This window comes from Streptococcus sp. HMSC065C01 (assembly GCF_001813525.1).
Taxonomy (GTDB): domain Bacteria; phylum Bacillota; class Bacilli; order Lactobacillales; family Streptococcaceae; genus Streptococcus; species Streptococcus parasanguinis_V.
Genome location: NZ_KV812859.1, coordinates 226,324 through 244,771, shown reverse-complemented (window position 1 = coordinate 244,771; position 18,448 = coordinate 226,324). Strand labels below are relative to the sequence as shown.

Annotated in this window: 12 protein-coding genes; 4 read left to right on the top strand and 8 right to left on the bottom strand. The window is 44.3% G+C overall.

Features of this window, described 5'->3' with window-relative positions:
* The first annotated feature begins 68 nt into the window (after positions 1-68).
* On the top strand, positions 69-944 hold the full coding sequence (metF, locus tag HMPREF2918_RS09730) for a methylenetetrahydrofolate reductase [NAD(P)H] (RefSeq protein WP_070595445.1): 876 nt from the start codon (positions 69-71) through the stop codon (positions 942-944).
* 132 nt (positions 945-1,076) lie between these two features.
* On the top strand, positions 1,077-4,013 hold the full coding sequence (locus tag HMPREF2918_RS09725; protein ID WP_070595444.1) for an ATP-binding protein: 2,937 nt from the start codon (positions 1,077-1,079) through the stop codon (positions 4,011-4,013).
* A gap of 125 nt (positions 4,014-4,138) precedes the next feature.
* On the opposite strand, the gene hutG is transcribed toward HMPREF2918_RS09725, so the two are convergent.
* The 8 genes from hutG to HMPREF2918_RS09685 all read right to left on the bottom strand — a co-directional run bounded on the left by hutG (position 4,139) and on the right by HMPREF2918_RS09685 (position 14,295).
* Positions 4,139-5,131, bottom strand: coding sequence for a formimidoylglutamase (gene hutG, locus HMPREF2918_RS09720; RefSeq protein ID WP_024054987.1), 993 nt, complete (start codon positions 5,129-5,131; stop codon positions 4,139-4,141).
* Positions 5,132-5,213: 82 nt separating this feature from the next.
* Positions 5,214-6,755, bottom strand: a complete 1,542-nt coding sequence (hutH, locus tag HMPREF2918_RS09715) for a histidine ammonia-lyase (protein ID WP_070595442.1) — start codon at positions 6,753-6,755, stop codon at positions 5,214-5,216.
* A 216-nt stretch (positions 6,756-6,971) separates the two neighbouring features.
* Entirely contained in the window at positions 6,972-8,315 is a 1,344-nt protein-coding gene (locus tag HMPREF2918_RS09710) for an APC family permease (RefSeq protein ID WP_049471849.1), read from the bottom strand.
* A gap of 21 nt (positions 8,316-8,336) precedes the next feature.
* Entirely contained in the window at positions 8,337-8,915 is a 579-nt protein-coding gene (locus HMPREF2918_RS09705) for a HutD/Ves family protein (RefSeq protein WP_070595440.1), read from the bottom strand.
* Positions 8,916-8,930: 15 nt separating this feature from the next.
* Positions 8,931-10,604 carry a formate--tetrahydrofolate ligase gene (locus tag HMPREF2918_RS09700; RefSeq protein ID WP_070449929.1) on the bottom strand — a complete coding sequence of 558 codons (1,674 nt, stop codon included), beginning with the start codon at positions 10,602-10,604 and terminating at the stop codon, positions 8,931-8,933.
* Between the two features lie 35 nt (positions 10,605-10,639).
* A complete protein-coding gene (locus tag HMPREF2918_RS09695; protein ID WP_003018741.1) occupies positions 10,640-11,269 on the bottom strand; it encodes a cyclodeaminase/cyclohydrolase family protein in 630 nt (209 codons plus the stop codon).
* Between the two features lie 12 nt (positions 11,270-11,281).
* Entirely contained in the window at positions 11,282-12,181 is a 900-nt protein-coding gene (ftcD, locus tag HMPREF2918_RS09690; RefSeq protein WP_003008641.1) for a glutamate formimidoyltransferase, read from the bottom strand.
* Positions 12,182-12,264: 83 nt separating this feature from the next.
* Positions 12,265-14,295 carry a urocanate hydratase gene (locus HMPREF2918_RS09685; RefSeq protein ID WP_049490357.1) on the bottom strand — a complete coding sequence of 677 codons (2,031 nt, stop codon included), beginning with the start codon at positions 14,293-14,295 and terminating at the stop codon, positions 12,265-12,267.
* Between the two features lie 199 nt (positions 14,296-14,494).
* On the opposite strand from HMPREF2918_RS09685, the gene hutI reads away from it, so the two are divergent.
* The gene (hutI, locus tag HMPREF2918_RS09680) at positions 14,495-15,742 is read left to right on the top strand and encodes an imidazolonepropionase (RefSeq protein ID WP_070595438.1); all 1,248 of its coding nucleotides are present in this window, start codon (positions 14,495-14,497) and stop codon (positions 15,740-15,742) included.
* A gap of 290 nt (positions 15,743-16,032) precedes the next feature.
* A complete protein-coding gene (locus tag HMPREF2918_RS09675) occupies positions 16,033-18,417 on the top strand; it encodes a phosphoketolase family protein (RefSeq protein ID WP_070595436.1) in 2,385 nt (794 codons plus the stop codon).
* Positions 18,418-18,448: the final 31 nt, after the last annotated feature.

Genomic DNA, 18,448 nt, shown 5'->3' with positions numbered 1-18,448 from the left:
TCGTTCCCTTATCTTAGAAATAGTGGCTCAGAGTTCTTGATCAAAGAAACAAAAGAAAAGGATAGAATATGTCACAACACACACCGTCTCTGTCATTTGAAGTTTTTCCTCCAAATCCTGAAGTAGGCAATGCCAAACTCTTACGTGCTTTGGCAAATATGCAGGAGCTAGCTCCTCACTTTATTAGTGTGACCGCTAGCAATAATAAATACAATATCAAAGAGACGACGGTTGCTTTAGCCAATTACATTCAAAATGAATTGTCTATTCCGACGATTGCTCACTTGCCAGCCGTCTATTTGAGCAAGGAAAAAGTGGCCGATACTCTTCATGAGTTAGATGAAGTAGGGGTTCATCGGATTTTGGCTCTGCGTGGGGATATTATCCCTGGTGTGGAACCTTTAAAAGACTTTCGTTATGCAACGGATCTGATTGAATTTATCAAAACAGAAGCGCCCCATTTTGAGGTGATTGGTGCTTGCTATCCTGAGGGACACCCAGATTCTCCCAACCAAATTTCAGATATTCAAAATCTTAAAAAGAAGGTAGATGCAGGGTGCTCTAGCTTGGTTACTCAACTTTTCTTTGACAATGAGCGTTTCTATGATTTTCAGGATAAGTGTACCTTGGCTGGGATCGATGTTCCTATTCATGCAGGAGTGATGCCGATTCTCAACCGTAATCAGGCTCTTCGTCTCCTTAAGACTTGTGAAAATGTTCATATCCCACGGAAGTTTAAAGCCATTCTGGACAAGTATGAGCATGATCCAGAGTCTCTTCGCGCAGCTGGTTTGGCTTATGCAGTTGATCAAATTGTTGATTTGGTTACTCAAGATGTGGCTGGAGTCCACCTTTACACCATGAACAATGAAGATGTCGCTTACCACGTCTACCAAGCAACAAAGGCGTTATTTGATCATCAAACGAATTTTGAAGTGAATTAATCAACACTTTTAGTAGGAAGTGTAGAGATTGAGAAAGAATCGTTCTCAATCTCTTTTTATTTGGATAAATCACTTGCTAAAAGCCAACTTTTTTTTTATAGTATAACTAAGACGATTTTGGAGGCGCTTGCAATGAAGAAAGATCTCACGTTAAAGTTATTTGGACCCCCTAAGGTTGTTTTCAATCAGAAAGATATTCGGTTTTCTTTTTCGAAGATGGAGGCCTTGCTTTATTATTTAGCGGTCATGGGCCAAGTCAACCGTGATGAAATAGCCGGTATCCTTTGGGGAGATAAGGAAAACCAAGTAGCTCGCAAAAACTTACGGAATACGGTTTACCAAGCCAATAAAATCTTTGAAGGAGATATCATTGTCTCTCCAAGTCGGAGCAGTTTGGCCCTTAATCCTGATTTGAGCCTTTCTTTGGATGTCAAACTCTTTGAAAGAGATCCACTAAGTGCCTTGGATCTTTATCGGGGAGACTTTTTAGAGGGCTTCTATGTCAAGGATGATGAAGACTTTGATCAGTGGGCTTCTCGCAAACGAGATGCTTATAGGAAGCTCTATGTCGAAAGCTGCTATCAAAAAATTGAAAAGGTCGGTTTCGGAGACTCTAGTATAGAACTCTTGCTCCATCATTTGGTAGAGTTGGATGAATTTGAAGAGAAAAACTACCAGCTCTTGATGGAGTATTATAGCTTCCATCATCAGCTAGGAAAATTTTTTGAGACCTATTATAAGCTAGTCGATTTATTGGATCGCGAGCTTAGTGTGCGTCCCAGTCGAGCAATTGAGGAACTTTATCACTCCGTTTTGGAAGCCAAACGAACTCATAAACTGAGTCATCGCTTGAATATCCATGAACTTCCTTTCTTTGGTCGGAAACAAGAACTCTCGCAGCTCGAGGAATACCTTTCCTTAGTCGAGACGGGTGAGGCGGTAGGTCCTTTTCTCGTGATGGGGCAATCTGGAACAGGTAAGAAACGTCTCTTGCGGCAGTTGGTCTTGATGTCCAATCGCAGTTTTAATTTTATCAAGGTGGAAGGAAGAGCTACTAGTCAACGCTACGAAGGAAGCAGCTGGAATGATCTCAGACAAGCGCTAGAGAAACTGGGGGATGAGATGGGGATTTCATTTCTGGAAGAGGAGGATGATCTCATTTCGGTATGGAATCAGCTTCAAGGCCTTAGCAAAGAAAAACCGCTCCTAATCCTGCTTGAAAACGCCCAGTGGATCGATGCAGTGTCTCTAGAAAAAGTGAAACAACTAGAGGAGAGAAGAAACCAGGAGAAATGGCAACTAATTTTTACAGCTGAAGAGCCTCTGCCAGCTTCCTTCGTCAACTTCTTGGGGAGCTTGAAGGTAGAGAAAAGGCTGTCTCAACTAGAGTTGACCAATTTTGCCCCAAGTGAAAGTCGTGCTCTCTTGAAAGGGGAACTGGGGGCAATAGAGCCGGCAGTGATGGAGCAGATGGTCGAATGGAGTGAAGGCAGTCCGTTCTTGCTGTCCAGCTATATCGAAGAGTGGAAAGAAAATGAAAATTTAGAACCCTTGCCTGATATCATTCAAGCTTATCTTTCTCAGGAACTTGGGGATATGAGCAGTGAGGAAGAGGCTCTTCTACACTACCTATCGTGTTTTCATAAGCCAATTTCTCTGTCTATCTTGGCAGAATTGACGGCTACAGAGCTTCCTGTTTTGACAGAATTAATCGAGCCTTTATCTGAAAGAGCGATCGTCTCAATCGTAGAAGAAGGAGAGTCTCTTATGGTTCAATTCTGCAAGCAATTGGTAGCCATGTACTTTTACCATCTTCTTTCGCCAGCTAGACGGCGGCTCTTCCACCAACAAATTGCGCAAAAATTGGAAGAAAGCTTAGAAGATTCGACGGACCTTCTTCTTTATAAGGAAATTGCCTACCAATATAAGCGATCCCAAAATCTTTTGCGTTCCTTATCGTTTGAGTTGACCTATTTAGAAGAAATCCTTCAGCTGGAGCATGAACTGTTTCCGATTTATTCCAAGGTAGATGAGGGGTTCCTATCAGATGGTACAAATAGCCGTTTGGACATTTTTGGAGAGCTATCCCGTATACGCCAAGAATTAGATAATCTCTTTTCAAGGCACCAAAGAGATAGAGAATACAAGCATTTACAACTGCGTTACTTGTACCTAGAAGGTCGCTATTTTATTCGAAGTGGGGAGTATCAAAAGGGGATTCATGATATCCAAAAAGTCATCTCCTATGCGCGGGAACTCAAACAGTCAGACTTCCTCTTAGAGGGTTATCGGCAAATCATTTATTATTGCATTCAAACGGAAAATATCTCTGAGATGGCCTATTATACAGATTTAGCTTTGGAAGATGCCATCCAAGCTAATAATCATGAGGTCATCGCGATTCAGTTGCGTTTGAAGGGCTTGTATCACCTGATGGTTGGGGATGAGGAGCAGGCGACCCGGCATCTGTATCGCTCCATTGATTGCTTTAGTTTGACCAATAGCATGCAGGCCAAGTATGCCATTCAAATTGCGGCTTCTTTGGCCTACCTCGCTGAAATCGAGCAAGTGAGAGGCCATTTCCAAGTAGCTGTCACCCACTTAGAAGAGGTTCTGCGTTTGGTGGGAGATCAGGCTGTTGATTCCGTCCGTGTCGTCTTTGATATTGATCTTGGGATCGCCTATTATTGGAAGGGAGATTTGATCCAAGCTCGCCGTTGTTTTGACAAAGCTCAGAAGATTTTGTCCAGTGTTCGCTTCCCTTGGAAGGAAGAGTTGCTCGAATTTTACCAATCTTTAATTGCTTGCCAGCAAGGGGATCAGGAGAAGGTTGCGGCTTATCTGGCTCGAAAAGAAAGGACGATGAAACAATCTGCCAATTCACGGGATAAGGGGATGGTTCATTATCTATTAGCTTACTTATCTGATCAAAAGGAGAAAGGAATAGAGCTCGCTCCTGCCCTGAGCACCTTCTTAAAAGAAGATAAAAATTACTACAAAAAGGTGGCAGAGCAACACTTGAATCCATACAGAGATCGTCAGTTTCTTAAGAAATTAAAAGACCTGTAGTGTCTCTTATCTAAATCATAAGAGAAGGCTAAGAGGCCATGCCTCCTTTCAGGCGAAAATGAAAAAAGCATAGAAATACCCAAGCAATGGGTGTTTCTATGCTTTTTATGTGTGTAGAAATCTTCTTAGTTCAGTTTTTGTTGCGCCAATATTTGGGTCAAGTAAAAGATAAAGGTCGCAGCAAGGTTTGAAGTATGGTTGTCAATGTCATGAGGAGGAGAAACTTCCACGACATCAAATCCGATTAGCTTACCACTAGCAGCAATGTGTTGGAGAAGCAGAAGGGCCAGTTTGGGATCGACACCCAATGATTGGATGGCGCTAACACCAGGAGCAGAGCCGACCGCAAAGCAATCCATATCAATAGACAGATAGATCGCGGTTTGGTTTTCTAAAAATTGATCGATTCGATCCAGAATGGCTTGGTGGCTCATCTGGAAGAGGTCTTGCCCTGTTAAGAAATCAATGCTTGGTGTTTTAGCGACATAATTAAAGAGGAAGAGGTTGTTATTGTGCTCTTGGATCCCAAGGATGAGGTAAGGGAAGTCCTGACCTTTTTCTTTAGCATGATCAGCCATTTGACGAAATCCTGTTCCAGAATTGGGACCGGTTTGGTCGTATGGCCGCAAATCAAAGTGGGCATCCAGATTGATCACAGCCAGTTGTTCATCTTTTTCTAAACTGGATTGAATCCCTAGATAGTGGCCGTACGCAGTTCCGTGACCGCCTCCTAGGACAATAGGTTGGATCCCTAATTGGTACATGCGCTGGATCGCTTGTGAGAGACTTTCTTGGAGTTCTTCTAGTGAATGGTTGGGCCCGTCAATATTTCCCACATCATACACTGTCACATTGGTTCCCCAGTGCCATGGAAGTTTAGCGATTTGAGAACGGATGGCTGTAGGACCCTCGACTGCTCCTACACGCCCATTATTGATATAGACTCCTTTGTCGCTCTTAAAGCCGATGATCCCAAAGGTCATACCCTCAAATGGAGTGAGGGTCTCGTCGTTTAGGTCTAAAAATTTGGTGACCATTCCCCATTTGGCCGTGTAGGGATTGTCCTCGATGCTACCTTGGTAGTAGCTGTAGGTCATTGGATAGTAGTTTGTGAGCAAGCTTGTCGCCTCCCTTATTTTTCTGAAAGCAGGCAGAGGCTGAGAAGATCGCCAGCCTCTGTTTTGCTTTATTCTTACTGTATCAGTATTGAATGCTTAAGTCAACTGCTTTTTCGATGGTTGCTAAGAATTCTTCGCTTTCGACAACAGCAGATGCTTTATTGAGTTCTTCAAAGATTTCGATATCTTTGTCAAATTCAATGAAGTTCAGTTTTTGACGAATCAGCTCATAAGCTGGTTTTGTCCCTTTACCAAGTTCATGATTTTCTGGTTTGAGATCTAAGGCTTGGCAGGCTGCCATGATTTCAGTAGCAACGATGCGACGTGAGTTTTTAAGAATTTCTGCTGCTTTACGAGCGGCAGTCGTTCCCATGCTGACGAAATCTTCTTGGTTTTCACAAGATGGAATAGAATCGACACTAGCAGGGTGAGCCAAAATTTTATTTTCCGATGCAAGGGATGCACAAGCATACTGGGTAATCATGAAGCCTGAGTTGAGTCCAGGGTGTTTGACCAAGAAGGATGGTAATTTACTGAGTTGGCTGTTGACCAAGCGTTCCACCCGACGTTCGGATACATTCCCAATTTCAGAAAGGGCAATGCCTAAGAAGTCAAATGGTTGCGCCATTGGTTCACCGTGGAAGTTACCTCCTGAGATGACGTGTCCTTCTTTGGTAATGATTGGGTTATCTGTGACAGAGTTGATTTCGATTTCAACTTTTTCTTTTACGTAAGCAATAGAATCCTTGCTGGCCCCATGAATTTGAGGGATACAGCGAAGTGTATAAGGATCTTGGACCCGTTGTTGAGTCGCAACAGTGGTATTCTTGCTTCCTTCAAGAAGGTTACGGATGTTGCGAGCAGTTGCCAATTGTCCACTTTGTGGGCGGATGGTATGAAGGTCTTCTTCGAATGGACTGGTAATTCCATTGTGAACTTCCATTGAGAGAGCACCAGCGATATCAGAGAGTTTGAGCAATTGGATACCATCATAAGTCGCAAGAGCACCGATACCCGTTAGGACGGTTGTACCGTTGATCAAGGCAAGCCCTTCTTTGGCAGCTAATTGGATCTTTTCAATTCCAGCACGATCTAGGGCTTCTTGACCACTGAGAAGTTCTCCTTTGTAATAGGCACGTCCAAGACCCAACATTGGTAAAACCATATGAGAAAGAGGAGCAAGGTCTCCAGAAGCTCCGAGAGAGCCTTTTTCAGGGATATAAGGAGTGACTCCTTTGTTGAGCAATTCTAACAGTTTTTCAACGGTTGACAGACGAATGCCAGAATAACCTTTCAATAGTGAGTTAATACGGATCAGCATGATGGCACGAACGGCATCTTCAGGAAGTGGATCACCGAAGCCAGATGAGTGAGTTCGAATCAGGTTTTCTTGCAGTTGAACAGTATCTTCTGGAGAGATGCTGACATTACAGAGGGAACCAAAGCCAGTGGTTACACCATAGACGACTCGTTTTTCCCGGACAATGTCATCAACGATTTTACGGGATGCGATAACGGCTTCTTTGGCTTGTTCATCAAGCTCACATTGGGCACCGTGCCGAGCGACAGCGATGACTTCTTCGAGTGTTAAGCTATTACCATCTAAATGAATCAATTGAGTCATATAAAACCTCCGATTATGAATAGTTGTTCTGTGGAAGTAGTGTTGTTTACTTCGGTTTGAATACCAAACATGGGCCCATTGTCTATTGATCTAAAAAAATTGAAAGGAGTCATAGAGAAAAGGGCTCAGGTTTGACATTCGTGGAGTCCTAGATGGGTTAGGGAGCAAAACCGAGCTTCACTCCCGTCTCTGTTCCCATCTAGTGTGTAAAGAAAATTAGTGAGGAAGGGTTTTCGATTTATGTAGTTTATCGCCGTGGAAAACAAAGTAGAGTCCACTTGCGATCACGAGACCGATGGCACCCCAAACAAAGTTCATTAGGTTGTCCCCTGCAATCATCAAGATACTGATCACAACAGCTAGAACTGGGATAACAGGACCAAATGGTACTCGGAAGGTAACCTTTTTGTCTGGGTACATTTTTCTGAGTTTGATGGCTGCCAAAGCAGTTGGAATGTATTGGAAGAAACGGAAGACAACACTGAAGGTTGCTAATGTTTCGAAAGAGCCAGATAACAAGAGTAAGAAGGCGAAGATACCAGAAATGATAATGGCAATGACAGGGGCATTCTTAGAGTTTGTTTTTCCAAGCCCTTCTGGCAAGAGTTTTTCAGTTGCTAATGCGGCACCAAAACGAGGGACCATGATGGATTCACCGATGTTTAGACCGGCGATTGAAATGAGGGCTCCGTAAGAAACGAGTGGAGCTCCGATAGGGCCAATCATTTCGACAAATGCGTCTTGTACTGGTGCACCAGTTTGCATAATGCGACCACCAAGCATGGCGATTGTTCCTGCGATGATCAACATGTAGAGAACAGATACAATACTGATAGAACCTAGAATAGCGCGGGGAACGTTCTTTTCAGGGTTGCGCATTTCCCCTGCAACGATAGACATGGTTTCAAATCCGATGAAACCGTAGAAGATGTAGACGGCTGTACTAGAAATAGAACTGAAGAGGTTTGTTCCACTTTCCAATTGAAGGAAAGGTGTGAAGTTGCCCTTGCTCACGCCACCGGGAATGAAGAAGATGGCAAAGAGTGAGAAGAGGACAATTGGAATTAATTTTGCAACAGTAGCTGTCAGAGTAAACATCTTAGAGGTTTTCAGACCGGCAATGTTCATCAGACTCAAGAGAATCAGCATACCGATACTGATCGGAAGGTTGTAGCCTTCAAATGCTGGGAAGGTGATGATGAAGATCTTAGCAAATCCGGCTAACATGGCAGCCCAAGCGATAACAGTAACGGCCCAACCGAGAATCCCAACGTTAAAGCCAACGAAGTCTCCGAAAGCGGCTTTTGAGTATTGCATGGCTCCACCGTTTTTGTCGAAGTAGCCAGCTGTTTCAGCCAGACAGGCTGATAGTAGCATGACGAGAATGGCAACCCCGAACATGACAGCTAGAGAAGCTGGTCCGAGGCCAGAATAAATTTTTTGAGGAAGGAGGAAGATACCAGATCCGATTACGGCGTTGATACCGTAAAGAGTGGCACCGCTAAAGCTGAATTTCGCTTTTTCTTGTTCCTCAATCGACTGTTTATGTGCTCCGTTCATAATGTTTCTCCTTTGTGAACATTATTGTAGTCCAGTCCAGATAGCAATCGGTTGCTCCCCAGACTGATGGGGTAAAAACGTGATTGTCATCTCTTGAAGAGGAGATGGTTGTTCGATCACCAGGAGCTCGTGAGTTTGGAGGATTTGAGAATGATTCGTTCCCCATTTTAGTGTTAGCGGACAGAGAGCATAGATCAATTGATAGCGACTCTGACTTTTGACACTCTCTTTTGGGGTTATAGCACTCATATGCCCCTGATAAGAAGGTTTGTAGATCAAATTAAAGTCTTGACAAGTCCCTTGGCTAGATACAGGATCTCCCCCATCAAAGAAGTAGCTTTGAAATGGGTTCAAAACCACTTCTTTATGGTGATGGGTGAGCCTAATGGAGGCATTCAAGGGCATCAAGATTCGGTAGTAGCCAGTGAGATCGGTAAAGTTACTTTTTTCAACCTCTACCGTTGCAGTGGAGAGGCGGAAGTCAAATGTCCGATCTGGATAGCTTCCTCCCTCTGGGGAGAGAAAGAGTTGGGTGGTTTGGCCACCGGACCAAGTAGAAATTTGATAATCTGCGGGGGTAAGATGAAGGAGAGTCACCATAGGACGCCTTCTTTCTTAAAAGAGACCAGTGATATTGCCGTGGGCATCGATATCAATCTTTTCACTGGCAGGTGCTTTTGGTAGGCCAGGCATGGTCATAATGGTACCGGTGAGAGCTACGATAAAGCCAGCTCCGGCAGCTACCTTGAGATTACTGATTTTAACAGTGAAGTCTTTAGGTGCTCCCATCTTCTTCGCATCATCTGAGAAGGAGTATTGGGTTTTGGCCATACAGATTGGGTAGTTTGAGAAGCCAAGAGCTTCCAATTCTTTCAGTTCGCGTTTGGCTGCTGGTGTTAAGCTGATGCCTTTACCACCATAGACTTTTGTGACGATCTTGGTCAATTTTGTTTCAATGCTGTCTTCTTCGTCATAGACATAAGAGAAGTGGTTTTCTTCTTGAGCCAGTTGAATGACTTTTTCAGCCAAGTCACGACCACCAGCCCCACCATGTGCCCAGACATCTGAAATGACGACATCTACGTGACGTTTCTTACAAGATTCATAGACAGCTTCTAGCTCTGCCTCAGTATCCAGTGGGAATTTGTTAATGGCAACGACCACTGGTAGGCCATAGACTTCTTGGATGTTGGCCAAGTGTTTGTCTAGGTTTGGTAGACCATCGATAACGGCTTGGACATTTTCAGTAGCCAAGTCCGCTTTGGCAACCCCACCATGCATTTTGAGGGCACGGATGGTTGCGACGAGGACAACGGCAGCAGGTTTGAGTCCAGCCATACGGCACTTGATGTCGATGAATTTTTCAGCGCCTAAGTCTGCTCCAAAACCAGCTTCTGTCACGACATAGTCTGCATATTTGAGGGCTAGTTTAGTAGCCAGCACACTGTTACAGCCATGAGCGATATTGGCAAATGGTCCACCGTGGATAATAGCAGGAGTATGTTCTAAAGTCTGCACCAAGTTCGGATGAATGGCATCTTTGAGGACAGCTGCCATGGCCCCTCCAGCCTTGAGGTCTTTGGCTGTGACCGGTTGTCCTTGGTAGTTGTACCCGATAATGATGCGATCAAGACGTTCTTTGAGATCAAGGATATTTTCAGAGAGACAGAGAATGGCCATGATTTCAGAAGCCACTGTGATGTCAAAGCCATCTTCACGAGGAACCCCGTTTGTTTTTCCTTGAAGACCATCGACAATATGACGGAGTTGACGGTCGTTCATATCGACCACCCGTTTCCATGTGATGCGACGAGAATCGATGCCCAACTCATTGCCGTGATGGATGTGGTTGTCAATCAAAGCAGCAAGGAGGTTGTTGGCAATCCCAATGGCATGGAAGTCTCCGGTAAAGTGAAGGTTGATATCTTCCATTGGAACCACTTGGGCGTACCCGCCACCGGCAGCTCCACCCTTGATCCCAAAGACAGGGCCAAGAGAAGGTTCGCGCAGGGCAATGACGGCTTTTTCACCAATAGCTGAAAGAGCATCGACCAAGCCAACAGAGGTGGTTGTCTTTCCTTCTCCAGCAGGTGTTGGTGAGATGGCTGTCACGAGGATCAGCTTTCCATCTTCCTTATCCTTGAGTTGTTCCAGTTGGTTGCTATCAATTTTTGCCTTGTATTTTCCGTAGAGCGAAATATCGTCTTCGGTCAATCCAAGTTCGGCAGCGATATCGGTGATGGGCTTCATTTGGACAGAATTGGCAATTTCAATATCCGATAAAACCATAGAATCCCTTCTTTCTTTATTTTTATTTGCTAGGTTTAAGATAGACTTTCTAAAATGGTTTGGTAAATGTTATCTGCAAGATCAGAACCGGTTTGGAGGAGTTTGAGTCCCTTACCGTGGTATTCTTGGACAAAGTCTTGGTCCTTGATTCCTGAAATGTTGATCAGGACATTGAGCCAAGCCCCCTGAAGACCAGCTTTAAGATTCAGAGCAGCTACCCCTAAGTCACTAGCCGCATTGGTGTTGGACTTGCCAACAGCTTCTTTTGTTGTTTCAAGCGCTTCAACGATGAGCTCCATCATAGAGAAAGGAGATACTGTCGCATGTTTCAAAGCTTTTTGCATGGCTTCACGACGAGCGGCTTTCTCTTCTTCCGTTTCCTTTGGAAGATCAAAGACTGCTGATACAACGTTGAAAGCTTCTGTATCTTTGTCGATGGCTTCTAGTAATTGGTCTTGGAGGTGAGCGCTTTTTTCATGAACCCCTTTGATGTGGTCTTCAAATTCTGCGTATTTTTTCTTTCCAATGGTCAGTTCACAGACCATTTTGGTAAGGGAAATCCCATTCGCAGCAGATAGAGCAGCAGCAGAACCACCACCTGGAGCTGGAGCATCCGAACCAAGGACCTTGGCAAACTCCGTAATACTTAAGTCAACTAGTTTCATAGAACTCCCTTTCTAACCCAACAAGTGATTTTCCAAGACTTGTTTGCTGTAGTCAAAGTCTTCTAATTGTAAGTAGTATTCAGCAGAGTCGATCAAAGCCTTAGCAGGAGCCAGTCCAATGAGTTCTGTTCCGATGATGCGAACACCATAGCGTTGCGCTTCGAAACGAACGGTTTCCACAACACGATACAATGGGAATTGTTCCAAGTTGACCATGTTGATGGAGACTTGGGCGATGTTGCGATCTTCTAGCATGACACCGATCGCTTTACAGTATTTGTATCCACCGCTTGATCCACGAATGATTTTAGAAATCTTATTGGCAATCTCTAGGTCGTCTGTATCAAGGTTGATATTGAAAGCAACGAGTGGCATCCGGACACCGACAGCTGTAACCCCTGCAGTTGGGTGAATCTTGCGTTCACCGTAGTCTGGCTTCCAGTCTTCTTCCAACAATTTTTCTGGCATTCCTTCAAATTGTCCTTTACGCACTTTGGCCAAGTTCTTCCGTTCTGGGCGAGTTGCAGCATCTTCGTAAAGGAAGATTGGAATACCTAATTCACGATTGATGCGTTCGGCCACTTTATTAGCAATCTCAACGCATTCAGCTGTAGTGATATCTTTAACGGGAACGAATGGACAAACGTCTGTTGCCCCCATACGAGGGTGTTCGCCTTCGTGCTTGGTCATATCAATGTTTTCAGAAGCGTATTTCACTAATTGGAAAGCCACTTCTTGAATGCTTTCTTCATCCCCAACGAGTGTAAAGACGCTGCGGTTGTGACTGGCGTCAGACGAGTAGTCTAGTAAAGTGACACCTGGAATACTTTTTGCTGTTGCTGCTAATCCGTCGATCACAGCTTGATTGCGTCCTTCAGAGAAGTTTGGAATACACTCAACAATTTTTGCCATATGATTACCTCTTTTTATAGGAGAAGTTGGGGAGGAGGAGTCTTTGCATTTTCCTCCCCTTTCTCAGTTTTTATTTTTTGATGTTAAAACAATTTTTGAACGGCTTCTTTGACCAAATCTTCATCTGCCAGATACGGAATGGTGATGTGGTCTGTTCCTGCATGGAGACGGTTGTACTCGATCGCTGTTTCAATGGCATGGTTATTCCGTGCCCAGTTCCGACGAGCAACCCCACCCATAGTGTCCCAGGCAATGGCAGACTTGATAATTTCATCGATCCGGTGGCTACCGTCTAGGACGAGACCAAATCCACCGTTGATAGCTTTACCAATACCAGTACCACCACCGTTGTGGAGAGCGACGAGACTCATACCGCGAGCAGCGTTACCAGCGTAACATTGAACCGCCATGTCACAAGTGACGTTCGAACCATCTTTGATGTTTGATGTTTCACGGAATGGAGCATCTGTACCAGATACGTCGTGGTGGTCACGTCCGATCATGACCGGTCCGATCTTGCCTTGGCGAATGAGTTCATTGAATTTCAAAGCAATGTTGACACGGCCCATACAATCTTGATAGAGGATACGTGCTTGTGTACCAACCACCAGTTGGTTCTTTTCCGCATCGCGAATCCAGTTGTAGTTGTCGCGGTCTTGGTAGCGACGAGTTGGATCGATCGCTTCCATGGCTGCATGGTCAGTTGCAATCAAGTCTTCGTGTTTACCGCTGAGGCAGACCCAACGGAATGGACCATAACCATAGTCAAAGAGCATAGGTCCCATGATATCTTCTACATAAGATGGCCAAATGAAGCCGTCTTTGTCATCCAAGCCATTCTTAGAAATTTCCTTGATGCCTGAGTCGTAAACAGATTTCATGAAGGCATTACCGTAGTCGAAGAAGTAAGTACCTTTAGCTGTCAAGGCTTTAATCACTGCAAAGTGACGAGCCAAGGTTTCATCAACCAAACGGCGGAAGGTTTCTTTGTCTTCTGCCAGCAAACGTGTCCGTTCTTCAAAGCTAATGCCAACTGGGCAATAGCCACCATCATAAACGTTGTGACAAGAGGTTTGGTCAGATAAGAGATGAACATGGACTTGGTGTTCGTTGACATATTCGAGCAAGTCTACGATATTACCATGGTAGGCAATCGAAGTTGATTCACCAGCTTCCAGTGCTGCTTGAGCCAATTTCACAGCTTCTTCAGCACTGTCGGTCACTTGGCTAATCCAGCCTTGAGAGTGACGAGTTTCGATCCGAGAGCGGTCCACTTCTGCAACGATGGCAACCGCTTTTGCGATTTCAGCTGCTTTCCCTTGAGCTCCGCTCATTCCACCGAGACCAGATGAAATGAAGAGTTTACCGGTCAAGTCGCCGTCATCAGGAACACCGAGTTTGAGACGACCAGCATTGAGAAGGGTGTTGAAAGTACCGTGAACGATCCCTTGAGGACCAATGTACATCCAGCCACCAGCCGTCATCTGACCGTAGTTGGTCACTCCCATTTCTTCAGCGATTTCCCAGTCGCGCATGTTGTCATACTCACCGATCAAGAGACCGTTGGTAATGACGACACGAGGAGCTTCTGGTTTCGATTTGAAGAGACCCAGAGGGTGACCCGATTCAACCACCAAGGTTTGGTCTTCTGTCATGACTTCCAAGTATTTCTTGATCAAGTTGTATTGCATCCAGTTGGCACAGACAGATCCTGTTTCCCCATAAGTGACCAATTCATATGGATAAAGAGCAATTTCAAAGCTCAAGTTGTTGTCGATCATGACCTGCATAGCCTTAGCAGCAGTGCATTTTCCTTTGTACTCATCGATTGGTTTTCCATAGATGCGATCTTTTGGACGGAAGCGATAGCCATAGATCCGACCGCGAGTTCTTAGTTCTTCCAGAAATTCTGGGATCAACTCTTGGTGGAATTTTTTAGGAATGTAACGCAAAGCATTTTTAAGGGCAATTTCAGTCTGAGCTTGCGTTAAGCGGAAGCCTCTATCAGGTGCACGACGGATGCCTTCTTGAAAAGTCGCCTTTTCAGGTAGGACATCAAAGTCAAGTTTGACAGACATAGCAGCTGCAATTTCTTTCTCGTCTATAAATGACATAGCAGAACCCTCCTTATAGTTGGACTGTGAATTTATATTTTCTTTATTGTATCGAAGAAACGTCAATAAAGAGTCAAAAAAAAATATAATTTTTAATAAAGCAAAAAAAAATGAGGGAAAAACTTTTTGACTTTTTTTTGACGCTTTTTCTGTAGAATTGTAAAATGAATAACAATGGAAATAGAAAGGAATGTTTCATATGTCTGCTGATATCCTATTAACCCACTTTAATCAATTGTTTTGTCCGAATGATCTAGGCCATCCTCTCTATGGAAAAGAGATGGCAGAAGCGCAAATCCTTTCCGATGCTTATATTGCCATTAAAGATGGAAAGATTCTTGCAGTTGGGACAGGTCAACCAGACCCAGAACTGATCGATGACCATACGGAAGTCAAATCCTGTGAAGGAAAAGTTGCGACTCCTGGCTTGATTGACTGCCACACCCACTTGGTCTATGGAGGCAGTCGGGAGCATGAATTTGCGAAAAAATTAGCGGGTGTTTCTTACTTAGACATCCTCGCCCAAGGCGGTGGAATTCTGAGCACGGTTCGGGCGACACGGGAAGCTTCTTTTGAAAATCTCTATGACAAGTCCAAACGACTGTTGGATTACATGTTGCGTCATGGGGTGACTACCGTTGAGGCTAAGAGTGGCTATGGTTTGGATTGGGAAACAGAAAAACGCCAACTAGATGTAGTAGCTGCCTTGGACCGTGACCATGAAATTGATCTGGTTTCAACCTTTATGGCAGCCCATGCGATCCCGACAGAGTATAAGGGCCGTTCTCAAGAGTATTTAGATCTCATCATTGAGCAAATGCTTCCAAAAGTGAAGGAAGAAAAGTTAGCTGAATTCTGTGATATCTTCTGTGAAAAAGGTGTCTTTACAGCAGATGAATCTCGCTATCTTCTTTCTAAAGCTAAGGAGATGGGCTTCAAGTTACGGATTCATGCGGATGAGATCGAATCCATTGGTGGTGTTGATGTGGCGGCTGAATTGGAATCTACTAGTGCAGAACACTTGATGGTGATTACCGATGAAGGCATTCAAAAATTAGCTGCAGCAAAAGTGATTGGAAATCTTTTGCCTGCTACAACCTTCAGCCTCATGGAAGATACCTATGCACCGGCTCGTAAGATGTTGGACGCTGGCATGGCCATCACCCTGACAACAGATAGCAACCCAGGATCTTGTCCAACAGCCAATCTCCAGTTTGCCATGCACTTGGGTTGCTTCATGATGCGCCTAACTCCAGTAGAAATTCTCAATGCAGTGACCATCAATGCGGCCTATTCAGTTGATCGTGCTAAAACAATCGGCTCTTTCGATGTTGGCAAACAGGCCGACATTACCATCTTTGACGCACCAAATCTAGATTATCTCTTCTATTTCTTTGCGACAAATCTCGTGACAGATGTCTACAAGAAAGGTCAAAAAGTCATTTAACTGACTCCATTTCATTTGGGACTTTGCTGGTTTGCAAAAATCAGCAAAGTCTTTTTTTAAAACGTATCCCTGTAGGGAATGGAACCACTTTAGTGGGAAATTAAAATTTGACGTTCAAAGAATATTTTTCTTACTTTCTGATGTACAAAAAGGGAAATTCTTGATAGAATAGAAGTAATATTGAATATTTTCTTCAATATCATCTGTTTGATTGAAAACAGATTGTTTAAACTATTGATCAAACGAACAGGTTATTCAACAGACCTGTCTAGAAATTGTGAGGAGACAAGATGACTGTCGATTATAACAGCAAAGCTTACTTGGATAAAGTAGACGCTTGGTGGCGTGCAGCCAACTACATTTCAGCTGCTCAAATGTACTTGAAAGATAACCCATTGTTGAAGCGCGAAGTCGTTGAAAATGACTTGAAGGCTCACCCAATCGGACACTGGGGAACTGTTCCAGGGCAAAACTTTATCTATGCTCACTTGAACCGTACCATCAACAAATACGACTTGGATATGTTCTACATTGAAGGACCAGGTCACGGTGGACAAGTAATGGTATCGAACTCTTACTTAGATGGTTCTTATACTGAATTGAATCCAAACATCCCACAAAATGAAGAAGGTTTCAAACACTTGTGTAAGATCTTCTCATTCCCAGGAGGAATCGCTTCTCACGCGGCGCCTGAAACACCAGGATCTATCCACGAAGGTGGAGAACTTGGTTATGCTCTTTCTCACGCTGCAGGGGCTGTATTGGATAATCCAGATGTGATTGCTGCCACAGTTATCGGTGACGGTGAAGGAGAAACAGGTCCATTGATGGCTGGTTGGTTGTCAAATACCTTCTTGAACCCAGTCAACGATGGTGCTATCCTTCCAATCTTCTACCTCAATGGTGGGAAGATCCACAACCCAACCATCTTCGAGCGCAAAACAGACGAAGAATTGGCCCTCTTCTTTGAAGGTCTTGGTTGGAAACCAATCTTTGCGAATGTCACTGCAATTTCAGAAGACCACGAAGCTGCCCACGCTTTGTTCGCTGAAAAATTGGACGAAGCAATTGAAGAAATCAAGAAAGTCCAAGCAGAAGCTCGTAAAGGTTCTGCTGAAGAAGCAACTCAACCAGTTTACCCTGTCTTGATTGCTCGTATTCCTAAAGGTTGGACTGGTCCAAAAGCATGGGAAGGAACACCAATCGAGGGTGGATTCCGTGCTCACCAAGTTCCAATCCCAGTAGATGCTCACCACATGGAGCATGTCGATGCCCTTCTTTCATGGTTGGAATCTTACCGTCCAGCTGAATTGTTCGACGAAACTGGAAAGCTAGTTCCTGAAATTGCTGAAATTGCACCAAAAGGTGACCGTCGCATGGCGATGAACCCAATCACAAATGCTGGTGTGATCAAACCAATGAACACAGCTGATTGGAAGAAACATGCCCTTCAATTCAACACACCAGGTGAAATCATGGCTCAAGACATGATCGAATTTGGTAAGTATGCGGCAGACTTAGTAGATGCAAACCCAGATAACTTCCGTATCTTCGGTCCAGACGAAACCAAATCAAACCGTCTTCAAGAAGTCTTCACTCGTACAAGCCGTCAATGGTTAGGACGTATGAAACCAGACTACGATGAAGCGTTGAGCCCTGCTGGTCGTGTCATTGACTCTCAATTGTCAGAGCACCAAGCAGAAGGAATGCTTGAAGGATATGTCTTGACAGGTCGTCATGGCTTCTTCGCTTCTTACGAATCCTTCCTTCGTGTTGTGGATTCTATGATCACTCAACACTTCAAATGGTTGCGTAAGTCTAAGACCCATACAACATGGCGTAAAAACTACCCAGCCTTGAACTTGATTGCAACTTCAACGGTCTTCCAACAAGACCATAATGGTTACACTCACCAAGATCCAGGTATCTTGACTCACTTGGCTGAGAAAACTCCTGAATATATCCGTGAGTACTTGCCAGCAGATACCAATAGCTTGCTTGCGGTAATGGATGAAGCCTTCAAGGGAGAAGATGTGATCAACTTGATCGTTTCTTCTAAACACCCACGTCCTCAATTCTACTCAGCAGCTGAAGCAGAAGAATTGGTTCGTGAAGGATACAAGGTGATCGATTGGGCATCAACTGTTTCAGCAGATGAAGAGCCAGATCTTGTTATTGCAGCTGCAGGTACTGAGCCAAACTTAGAAGCTCTTGCTGCTATTACAATCTTGCACAAAGCCTTCCCAGAATTGAAGATCCGCTTTGTCAACGTTATCGACATCTTGAAATTGCGTCACCCATCCGTTGATGCGCGTGGACTTTCAGATGAAGAGTTCGACAAAGTCTTCACAACTGATAAACCAGTTATCTTTGCCTTCCATGGTTACGAAGGCATGATCCGTGATATCTTCTTCAACCGTCACAACCATAACTTGCGCGTGCATGGTTACCGTGAAAACGGGGATATCACCACACCATTTGATATGCGTGTGATGTCTGAGTTGGATCGCTTCCACTTGGCACAAGATGCAGCTAATGCAGCTCTTGGAGCAGAAGCAGCTGAATTCGCAGCTCAAATGGATGAAACAATCGCCTTCCACCATGACTACATCCGTGAAAACGGAGACGACATTCCAGAAGTTCAAAACTGGAAATGGGAAAACGTGAATAAATAAGAAAAAGAGAGTGGGACAGAAATCGGTAATT